At 56.2% G+C, this 19,083-nt stretch carries 15 protein-coding genes; 10 read left to right on the top strand and 5 right to left on the bottom strand.

Features of this window, described 5'->3' with window-relative positions:
• Positions 1 to 19: 19 nt before the first annotated feature.
• From K0P33_RS28565 to K0P33_RS28535, 7 genes are all read left to right on the top strand, one after another.
• Positions 20 to 3,433, top strand: a complete 3,414-nt coding sequence (locus K0P33_RS28565; RefSeq protein WP_242152890.1) for a hypothetical protein — start codon at positions 20 to 22, stop codon at positions 3,431 to 3,433.
• Between the two features lie 140 nt (positions 3,434 to 3,573).
• Positions 3,574 to 4,674, top strand: a complete 1,101-nt coding sequence (locus K0P33_RS28560; protein WP_242152887.1) for a hypothetical protein — start codon at positions 3,574 to 3,576, stop codon at positions 4,672 to 4,674.
• Positions 4,675 to 5,010: 336 nt separating this feature from the next.
• The gene (locus K0P33_RS28555) at positions 5,011 to 8,244 is read left to right on the top strand and encodes a hypothetical protein (RefSeq protein ID WP_242152883.1); all 3,234 of its coding nucleotides are present in this window, start codon (positions 5,011 to 5,013) and stop codon (positions 8,242 to 8,244) included.
• A 565-nt stretch (positions 8,245 to 8,809) separates the two neighbouring features.
• On the top strand, positions 8,810 to 9,505 hold the full coding sequence (locus K0P33_RS28550; RefSeq protein ID WP_242152880.1) for a hypothetical protein: 696 nt from the start codon (positions 8,810 to 8,812) through the stop codon (positions 9,503 to 9,505).
• A gap of 219 nt (positions 9,506 to 9,724) precedes the next feature.
• The gene (gene mpl, locus K0P33_RS28545) at positions 9,725 to 11,074 is read left to right on the top strand and encodes a UDP-N-acetylmuramate:L-alanyl-gamma-D-glutamyl-meso-diaminopimelate ligase (protein WP_242152877.1); all 1,350 of its coding nucleotides are present in this window, start codon (positions 9,725 to 9,727) and stop codon (positions 11,072 to 11,074) included.
• Positions 11,071 to 11,700 (top strand): flavin prenyltransferase UbiX, encoded by a 630-nt coding sequence (gene ubiX, locus K0P33_RS28540; protein ID WP_094951235.1) that lies wholly within the window; start codon positions 11,071 to 11,073, stop codon positions 11,698 to 11,700. The genes mpl and ubiX overlap by 4 nt, the downstream gene beginning before the upstream one ends.
• On the top strand, positions 11,693 to 11,977 hold the full coding sequence (locus K0P33_RS28535; RefSeq protein WP_094951236.1) for a YceK/YidQ family lipoprotein: 285 nt from the start codon (positions 11,693 to 11,695) through the stop codon (positions 11,975 to 11,977). Before ubiX ends, K0P33_RS28535 begins: the two co-directional genes overlap by 8 nt.
• 128 nt (positions 11,978 to 12,105) lie before the next feature.
• Here K0P33_RS28535 and K0P33_RS28530 read toward each other — a convergent pair whose 3' ends face one another.
• The 3 genes from K0P33_RS28530 to K0P33_RS28520 form a co-directional block, all read right to left on the bottom strand.
• Positions 12,106 to 12,747 (bottom strand): oxidoreductase, encoded by a 642-nt coding sequence (locus tag K0P33_RS28530; RefSeq protein WP_242152874.1) that lies wholly within the window; start codon positions 12,745 to 12,747, stop codon positions 12,106 to 12,108.
• A 29-nt stretch (positions 12,748 to 12,776) separates the two neighbouring features.
• Positions 12,777 to 14,495: a C13 family peptidase gene (locus tag K0P33_RS28525; protein WP_242152872.1), complete on the bottom strand. Its 1,719-nt coding sequence runs from the start codon at positions 14,493 to 14,495 to the stop codon at positions 12,777 to 12,779.
• 105 nt (positions 14,496 to 14,600) lie between these two features.
• Positions 14,601 to 15,056 (bottom strand): MaoC family dehydratase, encoded by a 456-nt coding sequence (locus K0P33_RS28520; RefSeq protein WP_034117724.1) that lies wholly within the window; start codon positions 15,054 to 15,056, stop codon positions 14,601 to 14,603.
• A gap of 157 nt (positions 15,057 to 15,213) precedes the next feature.
• Between K0P33_RS28520 and K0P33_RS28515 the strand changes: the two genes are divergently transcribed.
• The 3 genes from K0P33_RS28515 to K0P33_RS28505 are packed head-to-tail and all read left to right on the top strand — an operon-like array spanning position 15,214 to position 16,895.
• Entirely contained in the window at positions 15,214 to 15,567 is a 354-nt protein-coding gene (locus K0P33_RS28515) for a CidA/LrgA family protein (RefSeq protein ID WP_094951239.1), read from the top strand.
• On the top strand, positions 15,564 to 16,280 hold the full coding sequence (locus K0P33_RS28510; protein WP_094951240.1) for an LrgB family protein: 717 nt from the start codon (positions 15,564 to 15,566) through the stop codon (positions 16,278 to 16,280). The genes K0P33_RS28515 and K0P33_RS28510 overlap by 4 nt, the downstream gene beginning before the upstream one ends.
• Before the next feature lie 21 nt (positions 16,281 to 16,301).
• Positions 16,302 to 16,895, top strand: a complete 594-nt coding sequence (locus tag K0P33_RS28505) for an LON peptidase substrate-binding domain-containing protein (protein WP_094951241.1) — start codon at positions 16,302 to 16,304, stop codon at positions 16,893 to 16,895.
• Here K0P33_RS28505 and K0P33_RS28500 read toward each other — a convergent pair.
• Positions 16,889 to 18,205, bottom strand: coding sequence for a bifunctional DedA family/phosphatase PAP2 family protein (locus tag K0P33_RS28500; RefSeq protein WP_242152869.1), 1,317 nt, complete (start codon positions 18,203 to 18,205; stop codon positions 16,889 to 16,891). The two genes, K0P33_RS28505 and K0P33_RS28500, sit on opposite strands and share 7 nt — an antisense overlap.
• A gap of 117 nt (positions 18,206 to 18,322) precedes the next feature.
• Positions 18,323 to 19,006 (bottom strand): DNA-3-methyladenine glycosylase, encoded by a 684-nt coding sequence (locus K0P33_RS28495; RefSeq protein ID WP_094951243.1) that lies wholly within the window; start codon positions 19,004 to 19,006, stop codon positions 18,323 to 18,325.
• Positions 19,007 to 19,083: the final 77 nt, after the last annotated feature.

The following is a 19,083-nucleotide window of genomic DNA, read 5'->3' as shown; positions in this document are numbered from 1 at the left end:
TTTACAGTGAGATGGCCAAATGACTTTTATAAAAAGTGCTGTTGGGTTTGGGGATAATTTTTATAGAGCTGAATACGCTAAAGCCGCAGCGGTAAGTGCAGAGAAGAAAAAACCATCGTTGAGCGAAAATCCTTCCGGCCAAATGAGTGGAAAACCTACGTTGGTCGGGCAAGAAGTGGGCATCAGTAAAGCGTCAGTACGTTCAGGTTTTCGTTACAAGGATGGCGATGGCGGTCGCAAGAAGCGCAGTGCCGATCAGCCTGACACTCTAAGCTCCCGTGCAGTTGCAGACGCTGGTGTGGCGAAAGCCTATGCACATGCAGCGGCGCACTACGTCTTCCAAGTGTACCCACCTGACGTTCCAGTCGCTCCAGAGTCCACACTGGGGCGTTGGCGCACGCAACTGGATCATGCATTCAAAAGCCCCGGTTTCTTAGAGTGGGCAAAGGAACAGGGGCTTGATACAACTGGCCTGGCGTTAAACCCTTCAACCGGGGAGCTAACAGGCACTGTCGGCGATAAGAAACAGACCTTTTCTTTAATGGACACCTCGGGATGGTCCGATGTCTCCAATACACTGTTGTCTATCGCCAAGGTTATTGCCCCTGGGCGCGACCAAACGCTTAATTACCCCTGGCCTGAGGGCAAGGTGCCGATGTTCGAAGTGAGCCGGTTTTACAATCAGCCGGTCCTGCACACAGTACTGGAGGCCACTGCGCAACTTAAAAAGTTGGAAGAGCACGCGAGCTTCGCTTTCGAGCATATGACTTATGCCTCGCAACGATCTCCAGACGCATTGCAAGAGCAAAAAATAGCGTTAGGTGATGAGGCTAACACTCACGCACTCATTACGGCGCTGGAGCGACAGATTAACGATGTCGCTGGCAAGATCAATTTAAGCCGGGTCAACGTCCCAATCCACCCCGACTCAACGTATTTCAATGAGAGTGAAGAGCCGCTCGGCGAGGTGAGTGTGGCCGACCTGCTGGATGCGTATGGCTATCATGAGCCAAAGAACGAAGAGGCCGCACGTAACTTGGCAAAAACGCTGTCTTTTGATCTTGAGCACAGAGCGCCCACTGTGGACAAAGGTTATGCGCCGGTATTGGTCAGGTCATCGGGCGCTGCAGTGTTGGGCGCTGATTCGCAGACGCAGATTCGGCAAATAGTGGCGCAGTGGAAAGCTCAATCAACACCCGTGCCACCAACCTCTCAAGCTGGGCAAGGTGCGGACAGTTTGATGGGGCGGTTGGTGCGCAAACTTCCCGACAGCACAAGGCAGGCGATAAAAGATAGTCCGGCTGCGGCGTTGGATGCACTCATCCGGTTACCAGACGCGATGGCGTTGGGCAAAAAAATACAAGAGGAACTTGGCGGGATTGAAACGCCCACCAGCGCCATTGAGTATCTAAGTGCAGCGCTTGCACTGGATCTGGATCCGGCTGCCGGTAGATCACGCCATAATCTGGCGGGTTACAATGTGTATGGTCGAGACAGTATCGGTGCTACCCCTTCTGAGATTACGAAGCGCTTCGCTCGTCATCTTGAGGGGACGGTCGGCGTTGAGAGGGCGCCTCTTGCGGCGCGTATATTGTTATCCGTCTCAGCACCTGAGTTCTTGGCAAATCAGCTGCCGCCTAATATCGTTTATGGCTCGCATCTATGGCTCAACTATTCTGTTGAGGCCTTGCGCATTGAAAAACAAGTGCCGGGTGCCCTGGCCAATATGACGTACAGCCAGGTCATGCTTTTTGGGCAAACAAAACCGGTTTCAGCGCAGGGGTTTGATCAGCTCATAGAGGTGCGGAGTGCCCCGATGACTGATTGGGCTGTTGCGAATGATTTTATCAGCGCGAGGGCGGATAACGTTTATTCAGCGACAGACTATCAACTGGCGCTGAAGGCACTGCAGAAGCAGCAACAAGAGTTGGGGTGGGCGTCTGAAGTCTTGGCGGGATCGGCGCCTATCCGAAAAGAACTTGCGCTGTCGGCGTTTAAGAAGGTTTTTGAGAAGCAGTATGGTAAGCGTATAGATTTTGAGAAGAAGGTCATTCAGGACAGTCAAGAACTTTGGCCGTTTAACGTCGCTTACTCGCTGGCGGATATTTATATGTCGGGCGAGCTATTTACAAACGTGTGGGTATCGAATGACGAACAGGCGGTGCCGTACAGTGAGATACGTAAGCAGTTTCATGAGCTGAACCCGGATATCAACAGGGCATTTGACACAGCGTTTGCCAAATATAAAGCGCGAAAACAAGTTGCTTGGAATACGCTGTTCAGGTATCACACTTCCTTGCTGCCTGTCGCCGATCGGGAGATTCTGAATAATTCGGATATCAGCTTCTATGCCGTGCGTAAAACGTACGATGGCGAAAATTATGTCAAGACGGATAATCATGAGCGCTTCGTGCCTAATAGCGAGCCGAGCCCCCAAGAGGCTGCGGCGTTGACGGGGCGTCATGGTGTACTGATACAAGCGGATCGCGGTAATGGGGTGTTTGACTATTACAGCTATTTCCCACTCTTGGCAAAGATAGTCAAAGAGCCGCGGCTGTCGAAAGCGCTTGTAAGCACGCCGCAGAAACCCTGGGCGGGGCCTTTGCGCAATGACCGAGGCGAGGTGCTTCGCATTGACGATAATCCTTATCATGGCGCCCCGCCAAAGGAGCATGCCAGGTCAAGGGTTCTGGTTGAGCGGTTGGCGTCACCCAATACAGACCGTTCTGGATCGCAAGTGCCATCTCACCGAGCAGAGGGGCTAAAGGGTGGTTATTTTTCCAGAAGGTACCGTGACTTAGGCTCAACCGTCAGTCATCATTTTTTACCCGGTTTTGAGCACGAGAAGAGAGCGGCAAAGGGCGTAACCGATAGAGAGCAGGAAAGAAAAACTAATCGAAAGCTGGACGAATTTTTTCTTAGTTTGGCTCCCTTCCATGATGGGATTAAGGCGGTCATTAAAGGAAATGTCTCCGGCGCTGTCTTGGATCTGGGCTTCGATATCTTCGGCTTTCTTATTCCCGGTGCTGGTCAGGCGCGAAAAGCCCTCAAAGCCGGCCGGGGATTACTTAAGGCACTCGCCTCTGGGGCAGTAAAAGGCGTGGCCTCATCGTTCTCATTTGATGATTTGTTATCCGCGCCAAAAAATGCACGAACTGGAATAAAAGCCGCAGGGCGAGAATTAAATAATCTGGCCTCCACGTTACCCGGGGTGTTCTCTCGAACCGTCAGAGATTTTGATGCGCGAACCGTGTACAAACATAATGATGTCGTCAGGAACTTTTATCACAAAGTAACGGGCCATTCCGGTGATGTTAAGCCTATTACAGCGATTTTTCTCAACGGTGGTTGGTATGGTTATAACCTCATAACCAAAACTCCGTATGGCTTGCAGTTGGTGCAGGACAGTCTTGTTGATGCGGTGGGTGGGTGAGTGCTCTAAAACATCAATAATTAAGTAAGTTGGCAGTTGGTTTTTCTGGCTTTTGCTGGAACGCTTTGAGTGGACTTACCACTCATGTTGTGGAGGAAATGGATGGCTTCCTAATGTAAATCAATCATTAGGTGAATCATATGAACGTTGTAAACTCTACCGTGTGGCCGTTGTCTTTCGCTCAGCAGCAGTCGGCCCCTGAGCCTGCGAGTAAGCCAGCACCACAGAACGTATTACCTTCAGCGTTAGATGTTGCCCATGACAGCGCTGAAAAAAGTGTTGGCCGGGATATCGCTGCTATAGAGTATGAGATGTTTGCTGATGAAGGTGATCGTTTCAGTCGAGAGGGACGTGGGAGGCTAAGCAAGGTAAATTTTATTAAAAAGAAAAAACCGCTGGCCCCAGACGGTAATAAGAATCCGGATGTTGGAAAATTACCAGACGCTGACGCAAATAAGCCTGGAAGTTCCGGGGCGGGTGCATTTGATAAAGACATTGCCGCGGAGCAAGCTGGGTTTAAAGTCGAGAGCGACCAACTCGGAAAGTTTGAGTATGAGAAGATCACCATCGTCGAACCCGCCTCTGTACATTTGTCTGTGCCCAACGCAAACGTGAATGGCAAAGCCATCTCGCCGTTTTCCTCGGACACGTTGAAGAAAGCAAAAAAAGAGTTTGAAGAAGCCACCGCTACCCCTGACGCAAACAAGGCAGAAAAGACCGCGTCGGAAGACGTCAAAGCTGACGCCGATGAAAGTGTGACACCCGAAAAGAAGCTCTCGGATACTAAAAAGCTCATCATCGTGCTAGGCGTCCAGTCGGCAGTAACAACGGCGGTTGCCGCCATCACTAAGACGATCGAAAAGCATTTGGGTGACGATATCTCCGCTAAGTTTAAAACTACGCTTGCCGACACAAAAATTATCGATCAACTTCAGGTCGATGTTTTTGACGCCGTGAATATACTGGCTGGTCTTCAGAAGGGTGGTAAGGAGATGAAGCCAGACTTTCAGTGGGCGCTTAAATCCGACGCAGAGCGTATGACGTCGCTTGAGTCTATAACTATCCACCTTGAGCGTGGTTTTGTAGAGATGGCCAAAAAGGTTGGCGTTGACTTCTCGTGGGGCGATTCGCGTATCGAAGAACCCTCCGTCGAGGGGCGCGCAAAAAATATTGAAGGCAGGCTGGCGGTTATGGCCGATCTTACTGCTGAAGTCACCAGAAAGCTCAACGCTCTAGCGTAGTAAGGCATGCGCCTGAGCTTTTTTAACGCCTGACCTGCCTCTTTGCAGTCAGCGGCGTAAAGCTGTTCCCAAAATGCTGTTGTATTCGAAGAGGTCGTGTGCACGCGACGCCTTTGGATGCAATGGCATTTTTTTTTGGGCTACGAGTGGCGGTACTTAATTAAGAGGGCGTTTGAATATTGCTGTGGGCATTAGCACCGCTCAGTGATCAGGTGAATGATTTTCGGGGGTTAACATAGAAGTGTCACACACGGTGTGTTTGCGTGTTCGCGAGGAACTGCTTCATCGCAGGTGCCCACTTAAAAAGAGTGCATTATCTTATCTGCGAGGTGTTAAATGACGAGTGTTTCGGGTTTTAACTCAAGACCGATCTTTCCACTTCATGTTTCAGCGTCGGTTGAAACGGTCGCCCTACCTGCCGTGAAGACCGCCCCGGCGGACACCGATAGCAATGCAGTTCGAAGTGAGCGCAATGCAGGGCTGGCTGATAGCCCTGACCGTCGCGCACGTGCTGATGCTCAAGTGGCGAAGTCCTTCGCACGAGCATTGGCTACACGTTCCTATCAGACCTCAATAGCGCCGCCCAATGTTGAGGTTCCTCTACAGTCCACACTTGGGCGTTGGCGCACACAACTCGACAGCGCGTTCAAAGGCCCAGGGTTCTTGGCGTGGGCGAAAGAACAGGGGCTTGATACAAGGCACTTGAAACTGCATCCCGCCCGTGGGGAGCTCTCCGGTATTGTAGATGGCAAGGAACAAACCTTTTCCTTAAAGGACGATTCGGGCTGGTCAGATATTTCTCGAACACTGTTGTCAATTGCCAAAGCGATCGCACCCGAATACGGGCAAGCGTTTAGTTACCCCTGGCCGGACGGCGAGGTGCCCCTGTACACAGTGGGGCGATTTTACAATAAGCCTATAGACCTCTCGCCTGCGCAGGCCGTTGAGCACCGCAAGCGTTTAGCGGAAAAAGCGCTGTTTGAATTCGCGCCTGTGGCCCATGCGTCGCTGCGATCTGCAGAGGCGATAGCGCAGCAGCAGAAGTCGTTGGGAGAGGATGCTAATCGTCATGCACTGATTACTGCGCTGAAGTCTCAGGTAGACGATGCAAATGGGAAAATCGACCTGGATAAAGTCAACGTCCTCATTGACTCACGCTCTGGCCGGTTTGCCCGCGAGCAGCGCCGGGAAATGAGCGTCGCGCAAATCCTCAAGTTGGAGGGGAATAATGTCCCCATCAACAGCAAGCAGGCACAGGGCATGGCGCTGGCCCTATCCTTTGATCTTGCCCATCGGGCGCCACAGTTGGATTCTGGTGGGGTAAGGCCGGTGGTCGGATTGTTAGGCGCTACTTCACTGCGCAAGATGCGAGCAGTGGTCGATGAATGGAAGACGCGACAAGTGCCCCGGGTTTCAAATCCTCAATCAGAGGCAGCAACGGGCAGTTTATTGCGTATGTTGATTAGCGCGATCCCTGCGCCTACCCGGCAGGCGATGGCCCAAAACCCCGCGTTAGCACGGGAGCAGCTCATTCGGTCACCTGAGGCGCAGGCGCTGGGTCAAAATATACAAAAAAGGCTCAAGATACTGGAGACGCCAACCAGTGCGATTGAGAGTGTGAATGCCGCGCTTATACAAGAACTGGACCCGGATGTAGGCAAGTCGCGCTTCAACGTGGCCGGCTATAATCTGTATGACAAAAACAATGCGGGTGCCTCACCTGCCGAAATTGTTAAACGCTTTACAATTCATCTTGAAAGCAGGGTTGGCGTCGAAGCAGCACCTGTTGCCGCGCAGCTATTATTATCGGCTGCTGCCCCTGAGTTCCTAGTAAGAGACATCCCCGCTAATATTATTTATGGCTCTCATACGTGGGCAAATTTCTGCATCGAGGCTTTACGTATCGAGCAACAACTGCCTGGGGCGTCAGCCAACATGACGTTCAGCCAAATCATGGCTTATGGTGGGGCTCCACTCATCTCCTTGGAGAGCGAAGATCAGCTAAGTGCCGCATCGGGCAACCCTATTATTGCCTGGGGCCTGGCTAATGACGTGATCGACAGTAAGCCCAACCACGTATACGCGTACGCGGACATCAAACGTTCACAAGACGCGTTAAATAAGCAGCAAGAAGAGCTGGAGTGGGCGCGTGCAGCGTTATTGTTGCCGGCAACGACTCGAAAAGAGTTGGCGCTGGCTGAGTTGAAACGGGTTTTTCCAGACGTGGACCCGACAAAGAACGTGTTGCAGTCTCCCGGGGTAAAACACGACCCGGTCTCTCTGCTTGATATTTATATGAGTGGGCCGATTGAGCCGGATAAATGGATGTCGCTGAATAATAAGGACCTTCCTTGGAATGCGTTAAAGTCGCGCTTGTCTGAACTTATTCCCGATATCAATAAACCCTTTGATGAAAAGTTTCAGGAATACAAAAAAACCCATGAAAGTGCGTGGGCTATTCAGTTCAAGTACCAGCTTTCGCTGTTACCGTTGGCTGACAGAGAGCGCATAAGGCAGTCGAATATCAGTGTTATGGAAGTGTCTCGACCCTTTCTCGGTACACAGCTTGAACCGTCACATTCTCTGTTTCCCCGACGTATCCCTCGCCTCCCGACTGCGCCGGAGTTGGCGGCGTTAAAAGGGAAGCATGGTTTGCTCATGAAGGTGCAGAGCCAGGACGGATCGGTTGACTACTATAGTTACTTTCCAGCCCTAGGGAAACTCATCAAGGAACAAGGTTTTCCCGGCGATCAAAACAACGCTAACGACAGTGCCTATTTTGGCGGGAGCTCCAAAGGTCGGGTTGCCGGCACGTATAATGTATATAAGCAATATGGTGAAGTTGATAACGTACAGGATCAACCACGTGTAGACGGTAAAGTGCCAGGCGCTTATTTTTCCGGGCGAAATGGCTCGCTGGGGCTAGGGGTGGGTAAGTTTTTTACGAAAGATTATGAGGCGCTCAAGTCAGTGGCGGCCGAGGTCACCGCGCTTGAAAAAGGGCGCGCCTATGATGAAAAATTAAAGGGTTTTTTTCTTGGGCTTATTCCCTTTTATGATGGCATTCAAGATGCGATCAAGGGGAATGTCTCAGGGGCTGTCTTTAATATCGGTTTCGATATTTTGGGGTTCATCCTTCCTGGGCTCAATACTGCGCGTAAAGCGTACAGGGCGGGTAAGTCGGCGCCTCATGTCATCAAAAGTTTTGTTTTTGCCGGTGTCGGTGCCTCTGTGGGGTATACGGATGCGGTTGATATCGCGAAAAACTTGAACCGTGGGGCAAGTGCTGGTTATAAAGACATTAAATATCTGCTTAATCATGGCGACGAGGTGCTGTCTCGATTGAAAGGCCATTATCAGCGCTATGATGTGACAAGGGTTTACAAGGAAGGTGATATTGTTAAAGGGTTTTATCGGTCGGAGACTAATAATTTATTTATCCCCGTGGTGGCTGTTTTCAAAAAGAGCGCATGGTATTCGTACAGTATAATCACGAATGCACCCTTTGGGCCTCAGTTAGCACAATTTGGTGTAGTGAGCGCGCTGGAATCTCTGAAGGGAAAGTCTTAGGTCTCGTATAAAGCAGCCTAGCGTGCGATCCCCCTGTAACGGTTCGTATCGCAATAAGAAAGCGCTTGTTAACTGGCCGAGTATACACCCGCTTTGGGTGTGTTTTTGGTAGGTGTGACGCGTCTTTATTATTGCTTAATTATGTGTCTGGTCAGGGGGCTGTCGGTGAGAGTGAAATATATTGTTGTTGAGTGTTTTGGAACGGGTTGAGTCTTTTATATCACGTAGTCTATGAAGGAAATGGATGACTTTCTAATGTCAAACAACCATTAGGTAAATCATTATGATATTTTCAAATGCATCCGTAAGGGCCGTCGCATTCTCGAAAATTGGGGACTTTATGAGTGGGGGGTGGACCCGGCGCGTCGAGTCACCTCCCGCTGTTAAGTCCGTTGATACTGCGAAGATAGGAGATGCATCAGGACCTAAGCCGGGCACTAGCAATGAGCATTTTGATCAGAACTTCGTTGACTCAAAAGTTGGCAGCTTCGCAGGGCCTGGGCACGCAAGTGGCACCCGACAGCCTGGAGACGTTGTCGATGGCAATGCCCACGAATCCCCAGGTTTGGATCAATATAAAGAGGCGCAACAACAAAAGTGGCAAATTCAAAAAGATGCTGAAGCTCGAGATAAATTATTTGCTCAGCCGGCGCCAGGTCAAGTGAATGGCAGGGAGGTTGAACCTTTTTCTTCGCATGCCCTGGAAGAGAACGCAAAGACCTTATCGAAGGCCAGCGGTGCGAAAGCCGACCGGGCGCTTTCACTCCAGCGTAAGGATATTGCAAAGGTCGCTGGAATTACGGCATCGATCACAGTGCCCCTCACGATTGTCGGGACATTTGGCGCCAACATTGTTCTCGAAGTCCTCAAGCCGCTCATTAATCCGCCAGCGACGCCTGCCACAGAGCAACGTGTTATGGAAGGACGGGTGGTTGATCATAGTCAGAAGAGCGTTTTCCTATTACTACACTCTTTGGCTGTACTTCGTTCAGAAGAGTTTCATGGACCAAGCGTGGAATGGATATCAAAAACAAATGATGAACGTATGGACTACCTTGAGGAAATGCTTGACTACCTTGAGCCGGAGTTCGCTAAAGAAGCTCAGAAGCGGGATATTGCGTTTCAGGCAGCTTCAACGGGTGGGCAACAGGACGACATCAAAAGCCGAGCAGCGAGCTTGGAGCCCAGAATGGCAGCCCTCAACGCGACCATAGCCGCCATTAATAAGGCGAACGTGAAGAGTGAAACCGTATCGGTATAGGTCAATGTCGGTTTTTAATGCCTAAAGGGTGACTCAGGCAATAGGTATCCGTCCAAAAGCGCTGTTGTGTCGATGTGCGCACGCTCATATCGTACGCGGCAGCGCTTTCGATAAGGCTGACAAGGCTCGCAATTACGCCCTACGTATGAACGCCCCCACCTAAAGAGTGCGATTTCCTACTCCCTGCGCTAACCTGCCTCGATGTTTAAGAGGTCAACTATGCACATTCATATTCTCGGTATCTGTGGCACTTTCATGGGCTCGATGGCGGTTCTGGCCAAAGAGCTGGGCCACCACGTCACCGGCTCCGACGCCAACGTTTACCCGCCCATGAGCACGCAACTGCAGGCCCAGGGTATCGAGTTGACCCAAGGCTACGATCCTGCGCAATTCGACCCGGTCCCGGACCTGGTGGTGATCGGCAACGCCATGGTGCGTGGCAACCCAGCGGTCGAATACGTACTCAATAAAGGGTTGCCGTATGTCTCCGGCCCCCAGTGGCTGGCAGACCATGTGCTGCAAGGTCGCTGGGTGCTCGCGGTGGCCGGCACTCACGGCAAAACCACCACCAGCAGCATGCTGGCTTGGGTGCTGGAGCACGCGGGCATGAGCCCGGGCTTCCTGATCGGCGGCGTGCCGCAAAACTTCTCGGTGTCGGCGCGTTTGGGCGACACACCGTTCTTTGTGATCGAGGCGGACGAATACGACAGTGCGTTCTTCGACAAGCGCTCCAAGTTCGTCCATTACCGCCCGCGCACGGCGATCCTGAATAACCTTGAGTTCGATCACGCGGACATTTTTCCCGATCTGCCGGCCATCGAGCGCCAGTTCCATCACTTGGTGCGCACCATCCCAAGCGAAGGCCTGGTCATCCATCCGACCACCGAGCCTGCATTGCAGCGGGTGATCGAGATGGGCTGCTGGACCCCGGTACAAACCACCGGCGCGGGCGGGCAGTGGCAGGTCAAGTTGCTCAGCGAGGACGGCTCTAAATTTGAAGTGCTGTTTGAAGGGCAAGTCCAAGGCATCGTCGATTGGGGCATGACCGGCCAGCACAATGTCGCCAACGCCCTGGTCACCCTGGCGGCCGCGCGGCATGTGGGCGTGGTGCCGTCGATGGGTATCGCCGCGTTGAGCGCGTTTAAAAGCGTGAAGCGCCGTATGGAAAAGGTCGCTGACGTGAATGGGATTACCATCTACGACGACTTTGCCCACCACCCGACGGCGATTGCCACCACGCTGGATGGCCTGCGCAAGCAGGTCGGTGACGCGAATATCATTGCGATAGTCGAGCCGCGTTCCAACTCCATGAAGCTGGGTGCCCACCGCGATGGCCTGCCGGAAAGCGTCAACGATGCCGACCAGGTGGTCTGGTATGCACCGACCAATCTTGGCTGGGACTTGCCGGCCATCGCCGCGCTGTGCACGGTGCCATCAACCGTCTGCGACTCTATCGAGGGCATCATTGAACACGTCAAGCACCAGGCCAAGCCCGGCACCCATGTGGTGGTGATGAGCAACGGCGGCTTCGGCGGCCTGCACGGCAAACTGGCCGAGGCGTTGAAGTGAGCGGCCCGGAACGCATTACCCTGGCGATGACCGGTGCCTCCGGCGCGCCGTACGGCTTGCGCCTGCTCGATTGCCTGGTGCGCGAAGACCGCGAGGTGCATTTTTTGATCTCTAAGGCCGCGCAACTGGTGCTGGCCACCGAGACGGATGTCACGTTGCCGCCCAAGGTGCAGATGATGCAAGCTTTCCTCACCGAATACACCGGTGCGGCGGCGGGGCAGATCAAGGTGTACGGCAAAGAAGATTGGATGTCGCCCGTGGCCTCCGGCTCCGGAGCGCCGGCGGCGATGGTGGTGGTGCCGTGTTCCACCGGCACCTTGTCGGCGATTGCCACGGGCGCCTGCAACAACTTGATCGAGCGTGCGGCGGACGTGACGTTGAAGGAGCGTCGCCAGTTGATCCTGGTGCCGCGCGAGGCGCCGTATTCGAGCATTCACCTGGAGCACATGCTCAAGCTGTCGAACATGGGCGTGACCATCTTGCCGGCATCGCCCGGCTTCTATCACCAGCCGCAGACCATCGATGACCTGGTGGATTTTGTGGTGGCGCGGATTCTCAACCTGCTCAATATTCCTCAGGACATGCTGCCGCGTTGGGGCGAGCACCATTTGAGCAGCGATGAATAAGGCGCTGCTGGTGGTCTTGGTGCTGCAACTGACCGGCTGCGCCACGGCGCGCACGCTGGATGCCGCACAGCCCGGCGCGCCGGTGGTGTATGCCGGCACGCGGCTGGATTTGTATGCGATTAACGGCGGCTGCTGCGCCAAGGACCGGTTTGGCGCTGAGGCGCCGAGTTATCCACATGTAGACCTGCCGGCCAGTGCGCTGCTGGATACGCTGCTGTTGCCGCTGTCGTTGTTGACGGTGCTGGGTGTTGGGTTTAACGCCACGGGCGGCCTGTAGGTCAGCGGTGCCGCTGCCGGCCTCATCGCAGCGATGCGGCGACCCAATAAGCCAGCTTCCACATTTAGAATGCATTCCCCTGTGGGAGCAGGCTTGCCTGCGACTAGGCCCTTCCAATCAATGCAAAATCACTTCCCCAGCTTGCGTAGCTCATCCGACTCCACCACCCGCACCCCATCCTGCTCTTCCAGCGCCAGGCGCCACATGGCGCGGGCCAGTTCGCAGACTTCAATGCCGCGGTACTTGCCTGGAATCAGTCGCGACAACGGCCCGGCCAGTTGCTCGGCCAAGCGCGGCTCCAAGCGTTCCCCCAGCAGCAGCGAAGGCCGCACGATGGTCAGTTGCGGCCAGTCCTGGGCCTTCAGCGCCTGTTCCATTTCGCCTTTGACCCGGTTGTAGAAGATCGAGGATTTCGGGTCGGCGCCAATCGCGCTGATCACGATCAGATGCCGTGCGCCCATTTCCCGTGCGCGCTTGGCGAAGGCCACGACCATGTCTAAGTCGACGGCGCGGAAGGCTGCTTCGGAACCCGCTTGCTTGATGGTGGTGCCCAGGCAGCAAAAGGCGATATCGACCTGGCCGCTCAGTTGCGGCAGGAACACCGCCGGGTCGCCTACTGGGTTTTCCAGGTGCGGGTGTTTGGCCAGCGGCTTGCGGCTGGGCGCCAGTACGCGGGTCACGGTCGGTTCGTTGAGCAGGCGGTCGAGCAGGTGTTCGCCGGTCAGGCCGGAGGCGCCAGCGAGCAGGATATGTTGAGGTGTCAGGTACATGGTGTTTCCCCCTTGTTACACGTTACAGCTTAGTTGCCTTTGGCTTCCTTGCTATTCATTGAGACGCTTTCGAGCGCCTTTCGTGCCTGCTGTTTACGTAATAACTGCCAATGGGCGATCACGCCTTTGGGGGCCCAGATCTGCGGTTCGGACGCTTCGAAGTTATCCGCCTGTTCGCGTTCGGCGACATGCAGCTGGGCCAATTTGAAGGCTTGTTGCAAATCGTCAGTCTGGTTGAAGGCTTGTGCGAAAAGAGCGTCGCCGAAGTAGGTGAAGTCCGCTTCCTCGGAGCAGCCGAAGGACACGCGATCAGCGCGCGAGGCAGTCATGATCAGCGTGCGCTCATCTTTCAGCGCTGGGATAAACCCGCCGGAGTAGCAGGCCGAAATCACGATGATCTTGTCGCGGTTTTTCAACGGGGCGAGTACCGCCGCCAGCTCATCGGCGGGCAGGTCGGCCAGCTCCATGCGCGGTTGGTCGAGCACCAGTTCGTGTTCGTGGGTGCCGTGGCTGGTCATGTAGATAAACACCAGGTCTTGCGGCCCCGTGCGCTCGGCCAGGGTTTGCACGGCACGGCGCAGGCTTTCGCGGGTGGCCAGAGGGCGGTCGGCGATATGGTCGCGGTGGTTGACCAGGCGGATTTGCCCGCGCGCACCAAAGCGGGTGGCGAGCATGTTGCTGACGTAATCGGCTTCGCGCAGGAACACGCTTTGCTTGCCATCACCGGCCACCGCCAGGGTGTACAGCTCGACGGCGGGCGTGGAGGCGGGCACCGCGGCGAGGGCGGCATCCAGCAAGCGGCCTTGGGCCAGTACGCCGATCTCCAGCGGGTCGGGCAGTAGCTTGCCGTCGGCGTCGCGCACACGCATGCCATTGACCCAGGTGCCGGCCTCTACGGTGCCATCGGTCAGTACGAGGGTGCCTTTGCCTTGATAGCTGTCGCTGTCGAAGCCGCCGATGTAGAAGCTGCCATCGGTGAGGTTCAGGCGGCCTTCGCCCGTGAAGCGCCATTCGCTGAACTGGCCGACATAGTGGCTGCCGTCGACGCCGATCAGCTCGCCTTTGCCGCTGAGCGCGCCCTCCTTGAATTGACCGATCCACACGTCGCCGTCGGCGTTTTCATAGCGGCCTTTGCCGTTGAGCTGGTTTTGTTTGAACTGGCCGACATAGATATCGCCGTCGGCGCTGTTGAAGGTGCCGTTGCCTTCGAGTTGGCCATCGACAAAGTGGCCGCTGAACTGGTTGCCGCTGTCGTCGTTGCGCTGGCCTTCGCCATTCGGCTTGCCGTGGGCGAATTGGCCCTGGTATTGGCTGCCGTCGGCTAACTCGAGGCGGCCGAGGCCGGAATACTGGTCGTCCTTGAATTCGCCGCGATAGGTCATCTGCCCCTCTTTGAGGGTGCCTTCGCCGTTGCGCCGACCGTTTTTGAAGCCGCCGACGTAGCTGCTGCCCGGGGTAGTCAGGCTGCCTTGGCCGTCGAACAGGCCTTGCTGGAACTGGCCTTTATAGACCTCGCCGTTGCTGCCGTGCCATTCGCCCTGGCCGTGCCACTGGCCTTTGTCGAACTGGCCGGCGTACCAACTGCCGTTGGGGTAGTCCACTCGGCCCTGGCCTTGCAGCAAACCATTGACCACATCGCCCCGGTAACGGCCGCCATCGGGCAGGCGCGCATCGGGCGGCAACAGCGATTCGCCGTCTCCGCAAGCGGTGAGCAACAGGGCAAGGGCAAGGGGAGCGAGTGGGCGCATAGCGGGATCCGGATAATTGAGCGCCGAGTATGCCGCAGCCGCAGGATTCATACATAAATTTACATACACTGTGGCAAGGTTTATCACCTCGCCACAGGCAAGGCCTTACACGAAGCAGAGTGACAGCGACTCGGCGATGTAAGCGGGTTTTTCCTGGCCTTCGATTTCCAGGGTGGCGGTGGCCTTAAATAGCCATTGGCCAGGTTTCTTCTCGGTGACGTCGGTCAGGGTCACGTTCAGGCGGACCTTGGAGTCGACTTTGACCGGCTGGATGAAGCGCACGCTGTCCAGGCCGTAGTTGACCGCCATCTTCAGGCCCTCGGGCATGATCAGGATGTCTTCCATCAGCTTGGGCATCAGCGACAGCGACAAGAAACCATGGGCGATGGTGCTGCCGAACGGCGTCTTGGCGGCCTTGACCGGGTCGACGTGGATGAACTGATGATCGCCGGTTGCCTCTGCGAACAGGTTAATACGCGCCTGGTCGATGGTGAGCCATTCGGAACGTCCCAGTTCCTTGCCGACATAATCTTTGAGCTGCGCTACAGGTACATAGGGCATTGCGACTCTCCTTGGTTCATCGTTTTTATAGGTGTGCGAAGTCCATGGTAGATCATCATGGGCAACTCACCCGGTCAACCCACCATGCTTTTGGCGAATGCCGAAGCATAGAGCCGGCGTGCTTATAATGCGGGCGAGTTTTGAGGGGGGATAAGGGATGCTGTTACGTGGCCTGACATGGCTGGTGCTGTTTCAATTGATCGGTACCGCGATCAACCATTTGCTGTTGCCGGTGCTGCCGGGGCCGATCATCGGCTTGCTGCTGATGCTGGGCTTCCTGATCTGGCGCGGCGAAGTCGGCGAGCCCCTGAGCCTGGCCGCCAGCAGCCTGTTGCGCTATTTGCCGTTGCTGCTAGTGCCGCCGGCCGTGGGCGTGATGGTGTATGCCAAGGACATTGCCGCAGACTTCTGGGCCATCGTCGGCGCACTCGTGTTGTCGCTGGTGATCGCCATGGGCTTTGTTGGCGTGCTGATGCAGCAGATGGTCAAGCGCAAGGAGAAGGACCAATGACCTTCGACTGGCAGGGCGCATGGACAGCCGTCATTCATCACCCCCTGTTTGGCATCGGCATTACCCTCGGCGCCTATCAGCTGGTGCTGGCGGCATTCGAGAAAACCCGCTGGATCTTCCTACAACCGGTGCTGGTGTCCATGCTGCTGGTGATCGGTGTGTTGCTCAGCTGCGGCCTGACCTACGCCGAGTACCGCAAGAGCACCGAGATCATGGGCATCTTGCTCGGCCCCGCGACCGTGGCCCTGGCTGTGCCGCTGTTCCTGAATTTGCGGCGGATTCGCCAATTGTTCTGGCCGATTTTTACTACGCTGGTGATAGGTGGCGTGTTGGCAACCGGCCTGTGTGTGCTGCTGGGCTGGTGGTTTGGTGCCGAACACATGATGCTGATGACCATGGCGCCCAAGTCGGTAACCTCGCCGATTGCCATGCTGGTGGCCGAGCAGATCGGTGGCGTGGCGGCCCTGGCGGCGGTGTTTGTGTTGATCACCGGCGTGGTCGGCGCGATGATCGGCCCGGCGTATTTGTCACGCCTTGGCGTGCACAGCCCCGCGGCGCGCGGCATGGCGCTGGGCATGACCGCCCACGCCGTCGGCACCTCGGTGGCGCTGCAGGAAAGTGAAGAGTGCGGCGCCTTTGCGGCGCTGGCCATGAGTCTGATGGGCGTGGCCACGGCGGTGTTCCTGCCGCTGGCCGTGTCGGTGATTGTTTAAACCGGGTTTAAGGAAACCTTTATGAGTCTGGCGCTGTTCCCGCTCAATACCGTGCTGTTCCCTGGCTGCACCCTCGATTTGCAACTGTTCGAGGCGCGCTACCTGGACATGATCAGCCGCTGCATGAAAAAGGGCGAAAGCTTCGGCGTGGTGTGCATTCTCGATGGCAGGGAAGTGGGCATGGCCCCCGACGGCTACGCACTGGTCGGCTGTGAAGCGCTGATTCGCGACTTCAAACAGCAGGACAACGGCCTGCTGGGGATTCGCGTTGAAGGCGGGCGGCGCTTTCGCGTGCGTGACGCCGGGGTGCAAAAGGACCAACTGCTGGTGGCTGAAGTGCAGTGGCTCGAAGAGCTGCCGGACCAACCGCTGGAAGAAGAGGACGCCGACCTGCTGGCGTTGCTCCAGGCCTTGGCCGAACACCCGATGGTTGCCTCGCTTGATATGGACGCCCACGCCGAGGGCCAGCAAGCCTTGGGCAATCAGCTGGCGTATCTGCTGCCGTTCACCGAGGCCGACAAGATCGACCTGCTGCAACTCGATGACCCGCAGCAACGCCTGGATGCGATCCAGATGTTGCTCGACGAATTGCAGGGCGAACTCTTCACTCAGTAGGCGTAGCGCAGCAGCGCGTGGGGTGTGCCGGTGAGGGCGATAAAGCTCAACACCGCCACCAACGCCGGCAGCAGCAGCCACCAGGTTTTCTGCGCCATGGCCGGCAGCGGGCTACGGTACTGGATGACGGTCAGGCTGAACGCGCACACCGTCATCGCCAGCAGCGTGCCGGCCAGGATGTCCGTCGGCCAATGCGCGCCGAGGTAAACCCGCGACAGTGCAATAAAGGCCGCTGGAATACAGCCCATCAGCATCCAGGTCAGGCGCAACCGAGTGGGTTGCCCGCGACCGGCCAGCACGGCCAGCGCCAGGAAGAACGCAAATGCGCCGGAGGCGTGGCCGCTGGGCATGCTGAAACTGGTCAGCGGGTCTGTGAGGATTTCGGGGCGGCCACGCGCGAAAAACAGCTTGGTGCCGGTGTTGATCACCGCCGCCCCGGCCAGCGTGGCGCCGACGAATACCGCGTGGCGCCACTGCCGCGCCAGCAGCAACAGGCCGGTGAAGATAGCGCTGGCCACAAACATCTTCTTGAACTCGCCCAACTGGGTGATCCGCACCATCACCTCGTCCAGCCACGGGCTGCGGTGTTCCTGCACCAGTGCGCTCAGGCCCTGATCGAAGTCATTGAGGTGCGGGTAGCCGATAAACAGCGCGATCAACAGCGTCAGGCTGGCGCAGCCGATCCACAAGGTGGCGCGACGATGGCCGCGCAGGCTGCTGTTCAAACTCAGCCCCAGCAATATCGCCAAACAGGCTGCGACAATGCCGGCTTCCGGCCAAAAACCTTCTGGCAGCGGCAGGCGGAACGCAGCGCCGGCCGCCCAGCCTGGCAGCAGATAGGCCACCGACCAACCGGCTGCCGCCAGGATGCTCACGGCGGCAAAGCGTGGGAAGGGCATGTCGCACATGCCGGCGACCATCGGCAGCATGGGGCGCAACGGGCCGATGAAGCGTCCTACCAGCAGGCTGGCGATGCCGTACTTATGGAAGTAGGTTTCTGCGCCATTCATCCATTCAGGGTGGTGGCGCAAGCCGGGCAGGCGCCGGATGTTCTGATGGAAATGCCGTCCCAGGTAGTAGGAAACTCCGTCACCCAACAGGCCACCGAGGAAACCCAGCAGCAGGGTTTCACTCAAGGGCAGCGCCCCGCTGCCGGCCAGTGCGGCAATGGCAAACAGCAACACCGTGCCTGGCACGATCAACCCGGCGATGGCCAGGCACTCCACGCACGCGACAATGAAGACCGCGACGGCCAGCCATTCGGGGTTCAGGGTCAGCCAGCCGGTAATGCTATCGAGCCATTGGCCCATACAATCCACTCCATGTATGTAATACGAAACCTGAGACAGTGAAGATCAACTGTGGGAGCAGGCAAGCCAGCTCCCACATTGGAATTGCTGGGCTGCAGGTTTCAATTATCAGTCTGTTCAAATCAAAAAATAATCGCGGCCTTCGACCTGGCCCCGGCGCAGCGGGTTCCTGGTGCAATAAGGCGCATAGCCCGCATCGACGAAGCGGTACATCAAATGTTCATCGCGACCGCTGGGAATGCCTAGGCGGGTAGTCTGGATGATCTGCGTCGGCGTCTGACCCACGTCTTCAACGTAGAGCAATTCCTGATCAAAGCGCTTGGCGTCCCACATCGGCACTTTCAGCCCGAGGGCTTTACACAGCAGTGTCTGGCCCGCGCAGAGTTTTTGCGAGGGGCGCGGGTGGCCGTTGGCGTCCGGATTGTTCAACAGCATCTGCGCCAGACTGTCCGGGCCGGAGGTTTCATCGACCCAGGGATAGGCTGATTTGATCAACACGGCATTACCCGGGCCTTGCGCGCTGAAGTTCAGCGAATCGCCGCCACGGGCGTAGTACATATAGATATGCCCACCATCCAGAAACAAAGCCTTACGCTTTTCTGTGTAGCCGAGTGAGGCATGGCTGCCTTTTTCGGCCACGTAATAGGCTTCGGTTTCAATAATTCGCGCTGAAAGCCAGGTATTGCCGACACGATGGCGTATGACTTTCCCGAGTAATTCCCGCGCAAGAACTTGCGCGTCGCGGTCGAAGAAGCGGTCGGGCAGGGCGCTGGCGGTAAGCTGGGGGGCAAAACTGGACATGGCGATCTGGGTTAATACGGCTAAATGTGACCGAATAATAACAACTCCCGCCTTAATTACCGCTGAACCCCAAGTTT

It is taken from the genome of Pseudomonas sp. ArH3a (genome assembly GCF_022648765.1).
Lineage (GTDB): Bacteria > Pseudomonadota > Gammaproteobacteria > Pseudomonadales > Pseudomonadaceae > Aquipseudomonas.
The sequence above is the reverse complement of the archived record's forward strand: the minus strand, read 5'-3'. Positions and strand labels throughout refer to the sequence as shown.